General features: G+C 64.0%; 16 protein-coding genes. 9 read left to right on the forward strand and 7 right to left on the reverse strand.

All coding sequences use genetic code 11. The features are described from left to right. From WCB02_RS34365 to WCB02_RS34380, 4 genes are all read left to right on the forward strand, one after another. Window positions 1–750: hypothetical protein (locus WCB02_RS34365; protein ID WP_423965584.1), on the forward strand; the 750-nt coding region annotated here is incomplete at its 5' end. A gap of 859 nt (window positions 751–1,609) precedes the next feature. Continuing rightward, the gene (locus WCB02_RS34370; RefSeq protein ID WP_423965586.1) at window positions 1,610–4,105 is read left to right on the forward strand and encodes a putative bifunctional diguanylate cyclase/phosphodiesterase; all 2,496 of its coding nucleotides are present in this window, start codon (window positions 1,610–1,612) and stop codon (window positions 4,103–4,105) included. A 66-nt stretch (window positions 4,106–4,171) separates the two neighbouring features. Next, entirely contained in the window at window positions 4,172–4,408 is a 237-nt protein-coding gene (locus tag WCB02_RS34375; RefSeq protein ID WP_423965588.1) for an antitoxin, read from the forward strand. A gap of 8 nt (window positions 4,409–4,416) precedes the next feature. Continuing rightward, window positions 4,417–4,806, forward strand: a complete 390-nt coding sequence (locus tag WCB02_RS34380) for a type II toxin-antitoxin system VapC family toxin (RefSeq protein ID WP_423965590.1) — start codon at window positions 4,417–4,419, stop codon at window positions 4,804–4,806. Window positions 4,807–4,828: 22 nt separating this feature from the next. Here the strand turns inward: WCB02_RS34380 and WCB02_RS34385 are convergent, their stop codons facing one another. Then, complete coding sequence (locus WCB02_RS34385; RefSeq protein WP_423965593.1) at window positions 4,829–5,392, reverse strand: nitroreductase family protein; 564 nt, start codon at window positions 5,390–5,392, stop codon at window positions 4,829–4,831. A 304-nt stretch (window positions 5,393–5,696) separates the two neighbouring features. On the opposite strand from WCB02_RS34385, the gene WCB02_RS34390 reads away from it, so the two are divergent. Further along, on the forward strand, window positions 5,697–5,933 hold the full coding sequence (locus tag WCB02_RS34390) for a PRC-barrel domain containing protein (RefSeq protein WP_423965596.1): 237 nt from the start codon (window positions 5,697–5,699) through the stop codon (window positions 5,931–5,933). A gap of 189 nt (window positions 5,934–6,122) precedes the next feature. Here the strand turns inward: WCB02_RS34390 and thrS are convergent, their stop codons facing one another. After that, window positions 6,123–8,168 carry a threonine--tRNA ligase gene (gene thrS, locus WCB02_RS34395; protein WP_423965598.1) on the reverse strand — a complete coding sequence of 682 codons (2,046 nt, stop codon included), beginning with the start codon at window positions 8,166–8,168 and terminating at the stop codon, window positions 6,123–6,125. A gap of 239 nt (window positions 8,169–8,407) precedes the next feature. Between thrS and WCB02_RS34400 the strand changes: the two genes are divergently transcribed. Beyond that, window positions 8,408–9,640: a hypothetical protein gene (locus WCB02_RS34400; protein WP_423965600.1), complete on the forward strand. Its 1,233-nt coding sequence runs from the start codon at window positions 8,408–8,410 to the stop codon at window positions 9,638–9,640. A 192-nt stretch (window positions 9,641–9,832) separates the two neighbouring features. On the opposite strand, the gene WCB02_RS34405 is transcribed toward WCB02_RS34400, so the two are convergent. The 3 genes from WCB02_RS34405 to WCB02_RS34415 form a co-directional block, all read right to left on the reverse strand. Then, window positions 9,833–10,966, reverse strand: a complete 1,134-nt coding sequence (locus WCB02_RS34405; RefSeq protein WP_423965602.1) for a nickel/cobalt transporter — start codon at window positions 10,964–10,966, stop codon at window positions 9,833–9,835. Then, window positions 10,963–11,607, reverse strand: coding sequence for a DUF1007 family protein (locus WCB02_RS34410; protein WP_423965605.1), 645 nt, complete (start codon window positions 11,605–11,607; stop codon window positions 10,963–10,965). Before WCB02_RS34410 ends, WCB02_RS34405 begins: the two co-directional genes overlap by 4 nt. A 198-nt stretch (window positions 11,608–11,805) precedes the next feature. Continuing rightward, window positions 11,806–12,291 (reverse strand): hypothetical protein, encoded by a 486-nt coding sequence (locus tag WCB02_RS34415; RefSeq protein ID WP_423965607.1) that lies wholly within the window; start codon window positions 12,289–12,291, stop codon window positions 11,806–11,808. 336 nt (window positions 12,292–12,627) lie between these two features. Here WCB02_RS34415 and WCB02_RS34420 point away from each other — a divergent pair, with 336 nt between their 5' ends. Beyond that, on the forward strand, window positions 12,628–12,993 hold the full coding sequence (locus tag WCB02_RS34420) for a hypothetical protein (protein ID WP_423965609.1): 366 nt from the start codon (window positions 12,628–12,630) through the stop codon (window positions 12,991–12,993). 110 nt (window positions 12,994–13,103) lie between these two features. Here WCB02_RS34420 and WCB02_RS34425 read toward each other — a convergent pair whose 3' ends face one another. After that, window positions 13,104–13,433: a hypothetical protein gene (locus WCB02_RS34425; protein ID WP_423965611.1), complete on the reverse strand. Its 330-nt coding sequence runs from the start codon at window positions 13,431–13,433 to the stop codon at window positions 13,104–13,106. 123 nt (window positions 13,434–13,556) lie between these two features. Then, window positions 13,557–14,867 (reverse strand): alpha/beta hydrolase, encoded by a 1,311-nt coding sequence (locus WCB02_RS34430; protein WP_423965614.1) that lies wholly within the window; start codon window positions 14,865–14,867, stop codon window positions 13,557–13,559. A 347-nt stretch (window positions 14,868–15,214) separates the two neighbouring features. Here WCB02_RS34430 and WCB02_RS34435 point away from each other — a divergent pair, with 347 nt between their 5' ends. Continuing rightward, entirely contained in the window at window positions 15,215–16,594 is a 1,380-nt protein-coding gene (locus WCB02_RS34435; RefSeq protein ID WP_423965618.1) for an APC family permease, read from the forward strand. 2 nt (window positions 16,595–16,596) lie between these two features. After that, on the forward strand, window positions 16,597–17,680 hold a 1,084-nt coding region (locus tag WCB02_RS34440; protein WP_423965616.1), incomplete at its 3' end, for a hypothetical protein.

Here is a 17,680-nt window from a genome sequence, read left to right on the forward strand (position 1 = left end):
GTGCTGGCGTTGTCGGCGCGCTACGGCAAGGATCTGCCCGCCATCAATGGCGGGCTGGTCTGGCGGGTGTTTCCGGATCGGCCGGACGACACCGGCACCTTCAAAATGCTGCGCGAGGAGCACAGCGCCAGCCCCAACATCGTGCTGCCGCCGGGCAATTACGTGGTCCATGTCTCGCTCGGCATGGTCAGCGCGGTGCGCGCGGTGACGCTGAAGGCCGAGACCGACCGCGAATCCTTCCTGCTTCCGGCCGGCGGCCTGCGCATCGAAGGCCGCGTCGGCACCAGCAAGATTCCGACCAACCAGATTTCATTCGCGATCTACAAGGGCAGCCAGTTCGAGACCACCGAGCGCCCGCCGCTGCTGCCGAACGTCACCGCCGGCGATGTCGTGCTGCTGCCCGAGGGCATCTATTACATCGTGTCCGACTATGGCGACGCCAATTCCGTGGTGCGTTCCGATATCCGCGTGCAGGCCGGCAAGCTGACCGACGTGACCGTGACCCATCGCGCCGCCGTGATCACGCTGAAACTGGTCTCGGACCAGGGCGGCGAGGCGCTCGCCAACACCGCCTGGTCGGTGATCACGCCGGGCGGCGACGTCGTCAAGGAATCGATCGGCGCATTCCCCCGCGTGGTGCTGTCCGAAGGCGAGTACCGCGCGATCGCCAAGAACGAGGGCAAGGTCTACGAGCGGGCCTTCAACGTCGTGAACGGCGTCGACGGCGAGGTCGAGGTGGTCGCGCATTAGGACGAGCGATTCAGCCAATCTGAATGGTCTGAAACTCCGTGGTAAGTTCCGGAGCTGTGGGTACACCGACCGTGCCATCCGCCGCCAGCGATAGCCGCCCTTGACCCATAGCCGTCATATTTCGACGGTCGAAAAGGCATAGACTTGGCGTCGCAACGTGCGCCGCGAGTCCACCGCACAATGAAAATGTTTCAAGTCCTCTACGAGTGTGTCTTTGTCGCGAGCGTCATCTTCGTTGGATGCTACCTGCTCTTGATGTATTGGCGGATATACAAGATATACAAGCTCACGGGAGAACAGCTAGACAGAGTCGGGTTCCTGTGGTTTGCGTGGCATATTCAATCGCCCCAGTTTGCCAGTAGCGCAAAGGTACTTGAAGGGCTTCCCCAGAACGTCCAGGCAAAGATTGCTGTTTTCCAGTTGAGGACTCGCCGAGTTCATGTCGGCGTCGCTCTTTGGATAGTCTTCCTCATCCTATTTGGCTTTCTTGTGCGCAGGATTTTCGCATGAATAGTGCAGGCGCGTTGATGTCGTCTGTTGGCACATAGCGAAGTTTCTCTGCGATGCAAAACGCGGGGCGCGCTATCGGGGTATGCCCGACATCGAGCAAGCCTTTCGCTGCCCGAAGCCGCCGCCGACCAGAGTCCGGACCCGACCAGCCTACGCTGGCGGCCGGCGCATGACGGATGCGTTTCATCGTTTCACTATCGCTGTCACAATCCTGAACGCCGGCTAACCATGACGCGACTTAAAGCCGGCACGATCGCCGGTTTGCCGCGCGGATCCCCGTATTTTTACGGGTCATTAAGCCGGCCCCGCTTTGCTGCCACCGGGCAGAAAGCCCGGCACGGGGTCGGTCATGGTTGCAAGCAAGCGCGCGAAGAAGACATCCGGGAAACCGGACAAGAAACTCAACCCCGAAATCTTCGATGACTTGCCGATCCTGCAGCGCAAATGGCAGGCCGCCGTCCGGCCCGGCGAGGGACTTCCGCGTTACGAGGACGTGATGCTGGGCAGCCTCGGCCGCCTGGCCGATCACATCGTGCTGCCGAAGACCAAGAACGGAACGCTCGAGGTGTCGCGCAGCGGCCGCTATGTCCAGCAATGGCTGGGCGACGAGCGCTGCGACGTTCCATTGAGCGAATTGGCGCCGGATTGCGCCACCGTGCTCGGCGAGGCCGCCGGCAACGCGCTGGCCAGCGGCCGGCCCTATCTGGCGACGGCGCATTGCGTGCGCGACGGCATGGTGCGGACCTATGACGTGCTGGCGCTGCCAACGGCGTCGCGCTGGGGCGCCACGCTGGTCGGCACCTATGTCAACGCGCGCGAGGCGCAGTATAACCTGCTCGATGCGATCTTCTCCACCACCGAGGAGGGCGTGCTGTCGCTCGCCACGCTGCGCGATGCGCACAGGACGCCGTTCGACTTCCAGATCGTTCACCACAATCAGGGCGCGGCCAAACTGCTCAAGCTGGCGCCGGAACGGCTGCAATGGCACAGGCTGCGCGAAGGCGGCCATCTGTTGTGTTCGGCAGCGGTGATCGACCGGTTGCTCGAGGTCGTCGCGCATGGCGGCCGGGATCAATTCGAGATCGACAGCGACGATCGCTGCCTGCGGCTGGGCGCGACCGCGTTCGGCGATATCGTCGCGCTGACGATTTCGGACGTCACCGCGCTGAAGCGGCGCGAAGCCTCGTTCCGGCTGCTGTTCGACAACAATCCGATGCCGATGTGGGTGTTCGACGCAGAGACCAACGGCTTTCTCGGCGTCAACGACGCAGCCGTCGCCCATTACGGCTATAGCCGCGAGAGATTTCTGGCCATGACCTTGCGCCAGATCTGGCCGGAAGACGAATGGGTCAGCCATGGCGAGGCGCTGCGGCAGATCGGCGAGGCCTTTCACGCCACCCGCGACTGGCGGCATCTCAAGGCCGACGGCAGCGAGATCCAGGTCCTGACTTTCGGCCGCCGCGTCGCCTTCGAGGGCCGCGACGGCTATCTGGTCGCCGTCGTCGACATCACCGAGCGGCGCAAGGCCGAGGCCCGCATCGCCTACATGGCGCATCATGACGGCATGACCGACCTGCCGAACCGGGAGCTGTATCAGGAGCGCCTCAAGCTCGCGCTGGAGGGCAGGCAGTCCGGCAACAACAAGCGGCTCGCCGTGCTCTGCCTCGATCTCGATCTGTTCAAGAACGTCAATGATACCCTCGGTCATCCCGTGGGCGATCGCCTGCTGCGGCTGGTGGCCGACCGGCTGCGCTCGCAGGTTCGCGGCGACAACCTCGCCGCAAGGCTCGGCGGCGACGAATTTGCCGTCATCCTCGGCTCCGACGTCTCGCCGAACGAGGCCAGCGATTTCGCCGCCCGGCTGATCAGGATTCTGAGCGCGAGCTACGACATCGACGGCAACGAGGTGGTGATCGGCGCCTCGATCGGGATCGCGATGTCGCCCGGCGACGGCACCAGCAGCGAGGAACTGATGCGCAACGCCGACCTGGCGCTGTACCGCGCGAAACAGGATGGCGGCGGCGTGCACCGCTTCTTCGAGCCGGAGATGGACCGCAAGGCGCAGCAGCGCCGCGACATGGAGCTCGATCTGCGCCGCGCCTTCGCCAACGGCGAATTCGAGCTGCACTATCAGCCGCTGGTCGATATCGCGAGCGACCGGATCTCGGGTTTCGAATCGCTGTTGCGCTGGCGGCACCCTGACAAGGGCATGGTCTCGCCGGCGGAGTTCATTCCGGTCGCCGAGGATATCGGGCTGATCGTCGCAATCGGCGAATGGGTGCTGCGCGAGGCCTGCAGCGAGGCGGTGAAATGGCCACCCGAGGTGAAGGTCGCGGTCAACCTGTCGCCGGTGCAGTTCCGTTCCCGCAACCTGGTCCAGGTCGTGATCTCCGCGCTGGCGCAATCCGGGCTGTCGCCGACGCGGCTCGAGCTCGAAATCACCGAATCGCTGCTGCTCGCGGAGACCGAGGCCAACCTCACCATCCTGCACCAGCTGCGCGCGCTCGGCGTCAGCATCTCGATGGATGATTTCGGCACCGGCTATTCCAGCCTGAGTTATCTGCGCAGCTTTCCGTTCGACAAGATCAAGATCGATCGTTCCTTCATCAAGGACCTGGCGGCGCGCTCCGATTGCGTCGCGATCGTGCGGGCGATCTCGGGGCTCGGCCGCAGCCTCAACATCACCACGACCGCGGAAGGCGTGGAAACCGTCGACCAGCTCGACTGGCTGCGCGCCGAGGGCTGCAACGAGGTGCAGGGCTTTCTGTTCAGCGCGGCCAGGCCCGCCGCCGAAATCGAACAGCTATTGTCCCGTTTCGGCGGCCGCGCCACGCGGGCGGCGTGAGACGACGGCCTTGCAGTCGGGTTCGCCCTGGCATATGTTATTGGCATATGCCAAGGGAGTCTTGCGATGTCCGAGCAACGGCATGTGAAATTGTTCCGCAATGGCCGCAACCAGGCGGTCCGCATTCCCGTCGAGTTCGAACTGCCGGGAAGTGAGGCGATCATGCGTCGCGATGGCGACCGCCTGGTCATCGAGCCGGTGCGCAAGCGCGGTCTCACTGCGCTTCTCGAGACGATGAAGCCGCTGCTGGACGAATTTCCCGAAATCGACGATCCCATTCCTGGCCCGGAGAGGGAGCTTTGACTCTCTATATGCTCGACACCAATATTCTCTCCGACCTGATCCGAAACCCGAAGGGAAAAGCCGCAAAGCAGATCGCGCGGATCGGCGACGACAACATTTGTACCAGCGTCATCGTGGCGGCGGAGCTGCGGTACGGCTGCGCAAAAAACGGCTCAAGCCGATTAGTTGAGGCGATTGAAAACCTGCTCGGTGAGATCACCATCTTGCCGTTCGATGGTCCCACCGATGCGGATTACGGTAACATCCGTGCCGAACTCGAAGCTGCCGGCAAGCCGATCGCCGGCAACGACTTGCTGATCGCGGCCCACGCCCGCACGACGGGCGCCACGATCGTGACGGCCAATGTCGGTGAGTTCAAACGCGTCCGTGGACTGAAGGTCGAGAATTGGCTTGTCTGAAGTTCCAATGCCAAACATGGCGTCAAAACCGCGTGACGATCTCCGAAAGCTGCGGCCGCGGGCGGTCCTCGCTCGGCTTTGACGGCGTGCCGATATGGATCAGGCCGGCGAGCTTCTCGTCGCCCTTCAGGCCGAGCCCGTCGAGCACGTCGCGATCGAACGCGAACCAGCCGGTCAGCCAGCACGCGCCGTAACCGAGCGCGGTTGCCGCGGTGACGAGGTTCATCGCGCTGGCGCCGGCGGACAGTTCCTGCTCCCACGGCGGCACCTTTGGATGCGGTCGCGTGAAGCTGACGATGCCGATCACCAAGGGCGCATCGGTCAGCCGCTTCTTCTCGACCTCGATCTCGGCGGCGGTGGCCTGCGGGTTCTTCCTGGCGAAGACATTCGCGATGATGTCGCCGGCGCGGCCGCGGGCATCGCCCTCGAACACGATGAAGCGCCAGGGCGCGAGCTTGCCGTGATCGGGCACCCGCGCGCCGATGGTGAGGATGGTGTCGAGCTCGGTGGGCGAGGGGCCGGGGCCGGTCATCTCGCGCGGTTTCACCGAGCGGCGGGATTTCAGCAGGTCGAGAGCGTCGGGCAAGTCAGTCTCTTTCATGACGAAGGGTTGGCCGTGCCACAGAGATAAGGACGTGGCGGGGCCGGCGAAAGCGGGTTTAGACCGATTGTGAAAAATCATCACGCCGCCGTCCGCATCTCAGGGCATTCGCCGCCAGCAGGGCCGCGCCTCGCGTCATTTCACGTTTCGGCGCGCAGCAGGCCCAGGTCCGCCCAATGGGTTGCGCAGGCCCGCAAGGCTGAGTAACACCCCCTCTGGCCAGATCGGCGCCCGGCGCCATGGCCGTCGCAAAGCAGCGATCCCTCATCCAGCAGACTGACGGAGTCGCATGGTTTTTGCAAAGACGCGCGCGCTGACGATTCTTCGCGAATTCGAGCAGGCTCAGACCGAGCTCGTCGGCAAGGCCGTGGTGCTGAGCGACGGCAAGGCGGGAACGATCGAGAACGTGTTCCTGGATGAATGGCATGGCCTGCGGCTGGCGATCCGCGGCCATGAAGGCCGCTGGCCGGTGTCGACCGTTAAATTCGCGCAGACCGACGAGGGGACCAAAAACCCGATCATCTGACAGGCCGGTGTTGGCGCCGCGCTGTTCGCCGCGCTATGGCCGAGATTTCATCGCCGATGAGCGCCACGCCGTTTCCGAATCTGCGATGACGCCGTGGACGACAAGCCCGAGACCTGTGTCTCGGGCTTCAAGCATTGCGAACTCGGCGGACGCCAATCGTTATTCGTCGCGCATGTCCTGAGCGCCTGTTCAGACGTCCCGCATCCGCCTGATATCCGGCGGCGTCGCCTCCTCGACCAGGGCTGCGATCGCCTCATCGGTCGGCAGCACCTTCTGGGCCTCGCTGCCGAGCCGGCGCACCGAGACCGAATGGGTCTCGGCTTCCTTCTTGCCGACGACCAGCAGCGCCGGGATCTTCGCCAGCGAATGCTCGCGGACCTTGTAGTTGATCTTCTCGTTGCGCAGGTCGATCTCGACGCGCAGGCCGGCCCGCCGCGCGGCGGCGGCGACCACCTTGGCGTAGTCGTCGCCTTCCGAGGTGATGGTGGTCACCACCGCCTGCACCGGGGCGAGCCAGAGCGGGAAGTTGCCGGCGAAATGCTCGATCAAAATGCCGATGAAGCGCTCCATCGAGCCGCAGATCGCCCGGTGCACCATGACCGGCGCCTTCTTCGAGCCGTCGGCGTCGATGTAGAACGCGCCGAATCGTTCCGGCAGATTGAAGTCGACCTGGGTGGTGCCGCACTGCCAGTCGCGGCCGATGGCGTCGCGCAGCACATATTCGAATTTCGGCCCGTAGAACGCGCCTTCGCCCGGATTGATCGCGGTCTTGATGCGGTGATTGTGGCCCTGCGCCTCGATCTGGGACAGCACGGTGGCCATCACCCGCTCGGCATGATCCCACATCGCATCCGTGCCGACGCGCTTGTCCGGCCGGGTCGAGAGTTTCACCGTGAGATCGCCGGTGAAGCCGAAATCGGCATAGGTCGACAGGATCAGGTCGTTGATCTTCAGGCACTCGGAGGCGAGCTGCTGCTCGGTGCAGAACACATGCGCGTCGTCCTGGGTGAAGCCGCGCACCCGCATCAACCCGTGCATGGCGCCGGACGGCTCGTAGCGGTGCACCACGCCGAATTCGGCCAGCCGCAGCGGCAGATCGCGATAGCTCTTCAGGCCGTGCTTGAAGATCTGCACGTGCCCCGGGCAATTCATCGGCTTCAGCGCGAACCAGCGCTTGTCCTCGGCCTCGTCGCCGGCGGATTGGGCTGCGAACATGTTCTCGCGGTACCAGTCCCAGTGGCCGGAGATCTCCCACAACGACTTGTCCAGGATCTGCGGCGCGTTGACCTCGGCATAGTCGCCGGCCAGCCTGCGCCGCATATAGGCGATCAGCGCCTGGAAGATGGTCCAGCCCTTGGCGTGCCAGAACACGACGCCCGGACCTTCCTCCTGGAAATGGAACAGGTCGAGCTCGCGGCCCAGCCTGCGGTGGTCGCGCTTCTCGGCTTCCTCGATCTGCTTCAGATAGGCGTCGAGTTCGTCCTGCTTGGCGAATGCCGTGCCGTAGATGCGGGTCAGCATCGGATTGTTGCTGTCGCCGCGCCAATAGGCGCCTGCTACCTTCATCAGCTTGAACGCCGTGCCGATCTTGCCGGTCGAGGTCATGTGCGGGCCGCGGCACAGATCGAACCAGTCGCCCTGGAAATAGATCTTGATCGGCTGGTCGGGCGGAATGGCGTCGACCAGCTCGACCTTGAAGTTCTCGCCCTTGTCGCGGAACACCTGCTTGGTCTTCTCGCGATCCCAGACTTCCCTGGTGAAGGGTTTGTCGCGCTTGATGATCTCGTGCATCTTCTTTTCGATGGCGGCGAAATCCTCGGGCGTGAACGGCTCGTTGCGGAAGAAGTCGTAATAGAAGCCGTTCTCGATCACCGGGCCGATCGTCACTTGCGTGCCCGGCCACAGCGCCTGCACGGCTTCGGCCAGCACATGGGCGCAGTCGTGCCGGATCAATTCCAGCGCCTGCGGCTCGTCGCGGCTGATGAACTGGATCCTGGCATCCCCGGCAATCGGCTCGTTGAGATCGGCAAGCTCGCCGTCGAGCGCCATTGCCACCGTGCGCTTGGCGAGCGATGGCGAGATGGTTTTGGCGATCTCGAGCCCGGTGGTGTGTTGCGGATACTCGCGCTTGTCGCCGTTGGGGAAGGTGAGGGCGATCTTGTGCACGGATTCTGCCGGTTTGAGGTTGGTCAGGCTGTACTGGAATCCGGACTCGGATTTCGGCTGGTCGGTCATGGCGGTCTCCTGATGCTCACTCCTGCGAACGAGCGCAGGTAAGCGGAAGCAGCGGTATAGCAGGCGATTCGGCTCCCGCAACCCCGCAAGGGCGAGGTTTTTCGAAGGCCTGGAGCGCCATCAGGCCGGAGCTGTCCGCCAGCAGAGGTTGCAGTGGCAGCTCTCATTGTCTAGCTTGCCATTGTCCAGCTTGCCGCGCGCGGCCGTCTTTCGGCTTTCTCCGTGATCTCTCCGTTGCCATGATGTTTCGCGTCTTCCTCCTCGTCGCCTTGCTGCTGATCCATGCCCAGTTGCGCGCCAAGCCGCCGGCGGAAGAGGCGGGATTTGCGCCGAACCTGGTCATCTATCTGGCCAAGGGCCCGGCCAATTCATGCGGAACGGGCTGCGATCATTGGATCGCGGTCGAAGGCAAGGTCGATCGGGATGCCGCTTCGCGCATTCGCCGTTTCCTGCAGAATATGAAGGACACGAGGCGTCCGATCTATTTTCATTCGCCGGGCGGCGCGGTCGAGCAGGCCTTTGTCATCGGGCGCTTGCTGCGAAACCGCAAGGCGATTGCCCGGATCGGACGGACCATTGTCGCGGCTTGCGGCGCCACTCCCCAGGCCGATAATGCCTGCCTCAAGATCAAGACCGCGGGCGGCGAGGTCGAGGCCGAGATCGCGACGAGCCATGCGATGTGCAATTCGGCCTGCGGCTACCTGTTTCTCGGCGCGACGACGCGCGAGGTTGCCCCCGATGCCGTGATGGCCGTTCACAGTTCCAAGTTCACAATGGTGTTTCACGGACACCCCTCGGAGGCGGAGATCGCGGCTTTTACCAGAGGCGGCATTGCCAGGGCCGATCGCGAAAGAGCGGCGTTCATTGCCGCGATGGGCATCAGCCATGAACTGAACGATCTCATCGCAACGGTGAGGTTCGAAAACCCGCATGTGCTCACGCGGTCGGAGCTTTACCGCTTCGGCATCGATACGCGGACGGTGGCCGAAACGGCATGGACCCTGCAACCCGCGCCCCGTCCGTACATTCGCAAGCTCGCGCTCGCCAAGAGGCATGACGACGCGTCGTTTCGAGCGATGGAGTGGCGGCTGTTCTGCGAGAACAAGGATCGTGCGCGACTGACCTTCATTCGCGAATTCGACAAGGGCGCCGCCGGCCTGAACGCGGTGATCATGATGGCGGGTTCCGAGAAGCCGGTATCCTTCGAGGCATTTCCCGCGCGGATCGGACCGTTCGAAGCCTGGAGCGGGACGATCGCGTCCGCCGCCATGACCACGCTGCTCGCCGTTCCGCATGTGCAAGTGGCGGAAGCCACGTTGCTGCCGGACGGCAAAACCAATCAGGAGATATTGGACATCGACACCAGCGGCCTCGAGTCGGCCTGGAGCAGGCTGCTGGCATCCTGCGCTGCGCCAAACAGCGTGAAGCCGGTGATCGCGTCTCCCATCATCGCGTGGCCGCCGGCGCGCTGAGGTGCCGTAGCGCCGCAGATCGATGTCGGCTCATGCCACGCGGTGATACGGCGCGCGGACTGCGGAACGCGGGCACGCGCCGATCGCGCGCACCAGCTTCGCCGCCAGCGGCCCTGCGACCGCCGCAGCACGGGCTTGCTGTGATCTCGCGGCGTTGTTGCGGCCTCTCGCCGTGAACATCCCGGGACAGGGCTACCCCGTGAACATCCAGAGTTGCTCGCTGGCCATATATCCCACCAGCAACAATCCACCGAATGCGACGATCAGCCCAGCCGCCGTCACTTCGATCGCTCTCATCATGAGCATGCCCAGTCCCGACCGCGCGGTCGCGATCTGTCTTGCGACGTTCCGCGCACTGACGGCCAGTGTCGCGATCGCGGCGACGGTGATCGCCGTGCCCAACCCCATGATCAGCGTCGCGCCGATGCCCAGCCAGAACAGATCCTGGGACAGCGCGAAGACGAGAACGATGATCGCGCCGGAGCAGGGACGCAGCCCAACGGCGATGACGGCGGACAGACCGCGCCGCCAGCCGCCGGCGCCGGCCAGTTCGGCCGGCTCCGGCCCATGCGCGTGTCCCCAGGCCGAAGCGTGAGGGTCACACTGCGGGCCATGGACATGAGGCGTGCGTCCATCGTCGTGGATCTGATCGCAGCGGATCGCCGTCGCACGGGCGCCGGGCGCACGGCCGAGCAAGGCGTTGCCCGGCCCGGACGCTGCAGCCATGGCTTCAGGGAGAGCGGGTTTCGAGATCAGCTCCCGGCAGGCGGCGAGGAAGCCACGGCCCTTGACCAGCAGAAGCCGCAAGCCGATCAGAATGACCAGACCATAGCTGACGGTCTCGACGACATGGACGGTCGATCCGATCGCCTTCGCGGTCGCCCCGAGCAGCTCCGCGGCGATCGCAACGACGGCAATGGCGACGGCGGATTGAATCGCCGCCGACGCGAACGACAGCACGATGCCGCGGCGCCAGGTCTCTTCGTTGGCGACGAGATAGGAGGAGATCACGGCTTTGCCGTGCCCGGGACCGACGGCATGAAAAACACCGTAGAGCAGCGAGATTCCGAACAGGCCCCACATCGCGGCGCCGTCGTCCCTGCTGGCGCGGATGTAACCTGATAGCGAACGGTAGAACGCGGCCTGTCTGGCAAAGATCCAGGCCATCAGGTCCGATTGGGGCAGCATCCCGGCCGCATGATGCGGCGCGCCGAATGACGTCTGCGCCGATGCGGGATCGATCGCGGCGACAGCAAGCATCGCCGCAGCCAACGTCAGCACGACGCCGCGCCGCGTCTCGACGGGCATCTTCGCGAGCATCTTCATGGGCATTTCACCAGGATCTTGTTGGCGAAGATCTCGCCATAGGTGCTGGAGGCATCGAGCGGATCGCTGTCGAGCTGACTCAGTCGCAACTGTTCGGCCGGCGTCGGCTGATGCGGCAGGTCGACGGTCAACAGGCATTGCGGCGGCGCGCCGCTCAGCAGCACCGGCTGATCCTTGGCAAACTCGAAATCAACGAAGATCGAGGAATCATAGATTTCGATCTGCAGCGCCTTGGCCACGGCGGGCGCTTTCAGCGGCAACGTGAAATGCAGGGTCAGCGCGGCGTTGCTGTATTCAAGCCAGTAGTCGGTCGCGTCCGAAAATTTCAGCTTCCTGCCGTCCGCGCGCGCATAGGTGAAGTAGTCGTATTCCTTCAGCGAGGTCACGTTCACGTTGGCGAGCGGGGCCAGCTCCTCGCGGGTATACTGGCCCTTTTTGGCATGCTTGATGCCCTGCAGGGCGTAGGCCGAAAACATGTCGTCGAATGTCCAGGCGTGGCGGACGCCGGTCATGGCGCCGTCCGCCGCGTAGATGACGCCGCTGTGGAAGGTGACCCAGACGTGCGGATGGGCGCTGGCGCGGGTGATCGAGAGCGAAAGCAGGACCGCGGCGAACGTGCCGCAACGTGCTGGTTTGGTCATGGGGTCTCCATCGGACAGGAGTTCGGATGCGAGCCGCGGCAAGACGCGCTGCGCCGCGAGGTTGCGTTGAAAGGGGCGCCGCGTGCGGCGCTCGGCAATGCCTTTGCACTGTCGGACAGCGCGGTCGCGCGACGCATGAACGACGCGCTTGCGCGCCGTCGCACGCGTCAGGCGACGTTCAAGGCTGCAGCAGGCTTGTCAGCAAAGCGGGGGAGCGCGCGATTGGAACGGTGCGCGGTCAGCCCCGATGACGAGATCGCGGGTGCGGTCGGAAAAGCGATCGACGTCCGTAGCAACAAGTGATGGCGAATGTCGGGGCGCGTCGGGTATGAACGAGGTCGCCAGCAGCAACGCAGAGAAGCAGATCGGGCAATTGGCGTCATCGTCGGCGAGCGGCGACGGAAACGGGTTCGATAGTTTCTGTCCTGCGAGCGCCAGCGATCCCGCCAGGATACTGGCTTTCGAAGCACTGGCTTTTGAAGCACTGGCTTTTGAAGCACTTGCCTTTGAAGCAGTGGTCTTCGAATTACTCGCCTTTGAATAGGCAACACCGGGATAGCCGATATCGTGAGCGTGGATGTGCCCAAAGGACAGCGCGAACTGCAGCGTCAGCGCCGCCAGCGCGAGATAGACGCCGAACTGCCGGGCGAAGGTCCGCAACAAAGATCGGTCGGCCTTCGCCAAAGCTGCTCGCCTTTCCCTCGATGCCCCTCGAGAATCTAGCGTCATTGGATGATGGCGTGCAACAGCGAATTGGGGAGGCGAAATTGGGGCTTAGCCCGAGTCATGCAAATGGCGGCCTTGTCAACCGGCTGGCATCCGGCGGCACGATTGCGCCGGGGGTTTGTCGGAGCACGATGAGTTCGTCAACCGGCACCGGCTTTTCCGCGTCATGCTCTTTGGCGAAAAGCCGCAATGGGGCTGGAAAATCGTCCCCGAGATCGATAAAGCCGCCTCCAGCGGGGCTGCCAAATCCTTGGCCTCGCCTGTCCTTGCGATGACGAATGAGAGTGGCGTGACATGAGAATGATATTCACGGTTGCGGCGGTGCTGGCCGCGTTGTCGGCGGCATCCTCGACGGTAGCTTCGGCCCAGAGCGGTGCGCCGCCCATGGTCGGCGACAAGCCGCTGGTCCAGGTCAAACCGCGCACCAGGATGGCTGCCAGGCCGCAGTCGCTGGCCGTCCGGTTGCAGGACTGCCTGGACATCGACGACGGCACCAAGGAGCGGCTGAACTGCTACGACGCGGTGATCGCGCCGGCGCCCAAGCCCAAGGCGATGACAGCGAAGGCGGTGGGAGATTGCAAGTTCACCAAGGAGGAAGACGAGCGGCTGGCCTGCTTCAACGGTTTCGTCGAGAGCATGCCCAAATTGCCAAAAAGCTAGACCCTTGTTTGAGCATGATCTCCGCGCAAACGTGTTTTGCGTTTGTCGCGAGGGAAAACCGGTACCCACCCATCGGGTCGTGGCCCGAGGCATGCTTTTCCGGATCATGCTCAGTCGCTGACCCGGGTCAGGACCGCCCGGAAGGCAACGCCGGGCACCTGCAGCGCGCTGCCTTCGAAATCGATCAGGCTGCCATTGTCCTCACCGGTCAGTGTCAGCGTGACACCACTGTCGATTCCGAACAGCGGCTTGAACGCGGGATCGAGGTTGTAGCGCTCGGTCGAGACCTTGGCCTTGATCCTGTCGTTGTCGCCGCTGTAGCTGCCGATGAAGGCGAAGGCGGAATTGCCGCCGCGGAGCTTGCCGCTGGCAGCGTAGACGACGCCGGAGCCAATGCCGTGCACGGTGTGAAATTCGACTTTGTAGAGGCCTTCGCGCAACTCTCGTCCCCGATCGGTAACCCTGCATGGGTTACCTTTAGGGTGATGGCGGGCAGCGAACAATGCCGCGCGGCGCGCAATCGGGCGGCATCAACATGACTTTTTGAGCAGCGGATTCACGAACTAGCGATCCGAGGAGGATGACGGGCCGGCCGCCATTCTCGTCGAGGAGCCTTGCGCCATTTTCACCAGCACGTCCTCGATCGGATGTCTGGTCCAGGCCTGGGTGACGTAGTCGCGATGCGTGACGCCCTCGGGCGTTTCAACGAACACCACGCTGCCCGGCCGCAATGGCGCGTCGATGTCTTCCGAGACCGTGATGCCCTTGTCGCGCAGCATGTGCATCAGGTCCTGGTCGTGGCGTGCGGTGTAGTGGGTGTAGGAGCTGACGAAGAAGCCGGAGCGATGGGTCGAAATCCAGGAGGCGAATTTGTCGAGCTGGCCGTACACCGCGTCGAGCAGGAACACGCCGCGGACCCGGTCGCTGATGCCGCCGACGTCGAGGCTCCAGGCGGTCGGCAGGAAGCCGCCGCTATAGCCGATGATGATGATCGGCATGCTGGCGAACGCTTTCGCCGCGGCCGGGTCGCCCGAGAGGCGGGCGAGGTTGTCGGCCGCCTCCGTCATGAAACGCTTGAAGCCGCCGGGCTGCCAGAACTTGCCGGCGCTGGAATCGGCGGCATCGACCGCCAGTTGCGGCGCCAGCAGCACCGCGTTGACGCCGGAATCGGAAATCTGCTGCGGCACCAGCTGGCGGTCGCGTACGTCGCGCTCCAGCGTCGCACCATTGCCGTGGAAGAACACCACGATCACGCCCGGCTTGCGGACGTCGAACGTCTCGGGGATGTGCACCAGCACGCGGCTGTCATTGTAGGTCTGGTCCTGCCAGTAGACCCGGCCGGAATAGCTGCGATGGCCAAGGCGATCGCCCTTGGCGAAGTTGAGGAACGGCGTGTCGGAGGCGGGATTGTTGCCGGAATAGGGGAAGGCGGAGGACCTCATGCTGACCAGCGTGGTCAGCTCCGCGCGTCCCTCGGGACGCTGGTAGGGGACCTGCGGCCCCAGCGAGGCCACTTGATACGGTGCGGGTTCTGCATCGGGTTTCGGGGCAAAGTCGGAGGCAAGGTGCTGCTGCAGGCTTTCCTTGGCGGTCGGGTAGCGGTCGCTGAACTGCGGCGTCGGGAAGCGGTCGCTGAACGAATCGCCGGCGGCTGTTTGAGAGTTCGCGGCCAACGCGCCGGGGTTCGGCGCCTTCGAGCATTGGGCGAGTGCAAGCGACAGCGGCACGACGATCGATGCAACGAACGCGGCCGTGCGACGCCGGCCTGCGCGGCCCCGGCCCGTCATGTTCGCGTCGTCACCGACGCTTTTGCCGGACGACGTCGACAGGCCGGCGGAATCGCGCACATGGAATTTCGGATGTGATCCGACCATCCACCCCTTGCCCCAAGTAATTGGCCCCAAGTAATTGGCCTCAAACCGTCGTCTCAGATCGACCCGCACGACTTTCGCGCGTTAATGTCGCGGTGAGGTTAAGATTCCGGAAACGAGTCCCCACATCCGGAAGCCCTAAGAAGACCACGAAATCGTGTCGTGATTGTGGGATCGGCGATTGATTTTCGCGATGCAGCATCCGGAATGACCCGGGGGTGGGGAGCGATCTGGGTATCTGAATACCTGATTCGACAGTTGCGCTGACCGGGGGTGGCGCGGCTTGAACCGAGGGCGAATCGTCGGAACCAGTGGTGGGCGTCAAGCCGAAAACCGGGGCACGCAGCGACATGGTGGCAGCAGAGACGGGGAGCGTGGCTTTGGCCCGCGAGGACTGGCCTGGCCGGCTTGCGGGGGGTCCGGAGGTCACTCTCGTCGTGGCGACCGCGATCGTCGTCGCCGACATGATCGGGGTCGGCGTCTTCACCAGCCTCGGCTTTCAGGTCAAGGACATGCCCTCCGGCTTCGCCATCCTGATGCTGTGGAGCACAGGCGGCCTCGTGGCGCTGTGCGGGGTGTTCTGCTACGGCGAGCTTGGCGCGATGTTCCCGCGTTCCAGCGGCGAATACAATTTCCTCAGCCGCGCCTATCATCCGGCCTTCGGCTTCCTGGCCGGATTCGTGTCGGCGACCATCGGCTTCGCAGCGCCGGTCGCGCTCGCCGCGATGGCTTTTGCCGAATACGGCACCGCGATCGTGCCCGACGCGCCGCCGATCGCGCTCGGGATCGGCGTGGTCTGGCTGGTCTCGATCGTGCAACTGACCGGGGTCAGGCACTCCTCCAGATTTCAACTGGTCGCGACCGCGCTCAAGGTGGTGTTGATCGCGGCCTTCCTGGTCGCGGGCTTCCTGGTCGAGAGGCCGCAGCCGATCTCGTTCGCGCCGCAGGCGGCCGACTTCGCCCATATCGCCAGCGCGCCGTTCGCGATCGGCCTGGTCTTCGTGATGTATTCGTTTTCCGGCTGGAATGCGGCGACCTACATCATCGGCGAGATGCGCGCGCCGCAGCAAAGCCTGCCGCGGGCGCTGCTGTCGGGCACGCTGATCGTGCTCGTGCTCTATGTCGCGCTCAACGCGGTGTTCCTGTGGACGGCGCCGCTCGACCGGCTGGCCGGCCAGTTGCAGGTTGCCAGCGTCGCCGGCTCCTACATTTTCGGCGAGCTCGGCGGCCGCATCGTCGCGGCCATGATCTGCATCGGGCTCGTTTCGTCGATTTCGGCAATGATGTGGATCGGCCCGCGCGTGATGATGACGATGGGGGAGGACATGCCGGCGATCCGGCTGTTTGCCCGCAAATCGAGCAACGGCGCGCCGGTCTACGCCATCCTGTTCCAGCTCGCGGTCGCCACCGTGATGCTGTTGACCCGCAGTTTCGAGGCCGTGCTGGATTTCATCCAGTTCGCACTGTTGTTCTGCTCGTTCTTCACCGTGCTCGGGGTCATCAAGCTGCGCATCACGCGGCCGGACCTGCCGCGACCGTATCGCGCCTTCGGCTACCCAATTACGCCTTTGGTCTTCCTCATCGTGACCGCCTTCATGATGTACTATCTGGTCACGGAGCGGCCGTTGCAGGCGTTGCTCGGCATGCTGATCATGGCTTCCGGGCTGATCATCTATGCCGTTTTCCACAAGCGCGGTGATCCTGGCACCGCGATTGCAGCCCGCGAGTAGCGATGTTTCGTGCCATCAAAATTGCGGCGATCGCCGCGAGCCTGCTTCTCGCCGCCGCCATTCCGGTGCGCGCCGCCGACGTCACCGCTGACGATACCGCGCGGTTTCTCGCCGGCATGCAGCCGTCGGCCGGTTCCCCGCTTGCAGCCCTCACCAAGGAGCCGGCCTGGCAGCGCCACGCCCACTTCTTCGATTCCGCCTTCGCCCAGCTCGAACAGCGCCAGCTTTCGAAGATCCGCGGCTGGGCCGACGCCAATCTGGCGGCGCCGCGGCCGACCATGTTCTACATGTTCTCCGGCCCGGATTTTCTCTATGCCGATGCGTTCTACGGCAAGGCTGTCACCTATGTGCTGAGCGCGCTCGAGCCGCCCGGCGCGGTGCCCGATCCGACCACATTGCCGCGCGAGGAGGTCGAAGCGGCGCTCGACAATGTGCAGCGCTCGCTGGGCTCGATCCTGAGCTTCAGTTTCTTCATCACCAAGCAGATGAAGGTCGATCTGCACGAGGGCCAGATCGAGGGCACGCTGCCCATCCTGTATGTCTTCCTGGCGCGTTCGGGAAAGACCATTCGCACTGTCGCTCCGGTCGTGCTCGATGGCGACGGCGTCGTCCGCCCGGCCGGCGAAACCGTCGCCGCCAACCCGACCCGCGGCGTGCGCATCACCTTTGCCGGCCAGGACGGCGCGGAAAAGACGCTGTATTATTTCGCGACCGACCTCTCCAATTCCGGCGTCAGGGCCAGCGGCTTTCTGAAATTCTGCGAGACGCTGGCGCCCGGCAACAGCCTGATCAAGAGCGCGTCCTATCTGTTGCACGCCGGCAATTTCAGCACGGTGCGGGATTTCCTCCTCAATAACAGCGCCACCATCATCCAGGACGATTCCGGCATTCCGCTGGCCGATTACAGTGCAAGGAAATGGCAGTTCTTTCCCTTCGGCCATTATGCCGGGCCGATCGACAAATTCCCGAACCAATACCAGGAGCAATATGCCGAATTGTTCAGGCGCGCCCAGCCGATCGATTTCGGCATCGGCTACCGCTGGCATAGCTATGAGTCCAATCTCCTGCTCGCGGTGAAGCTGAGCC

It is taken from the genome of Bradyrhizobium sp. (assembly GCF_049581145.1).
Lineage (GTDB): Bacteria > Pseudomonadota > Alphaproteobacteria > Rhizobiales > Xanthobacteraceae > Bradyrhizobium.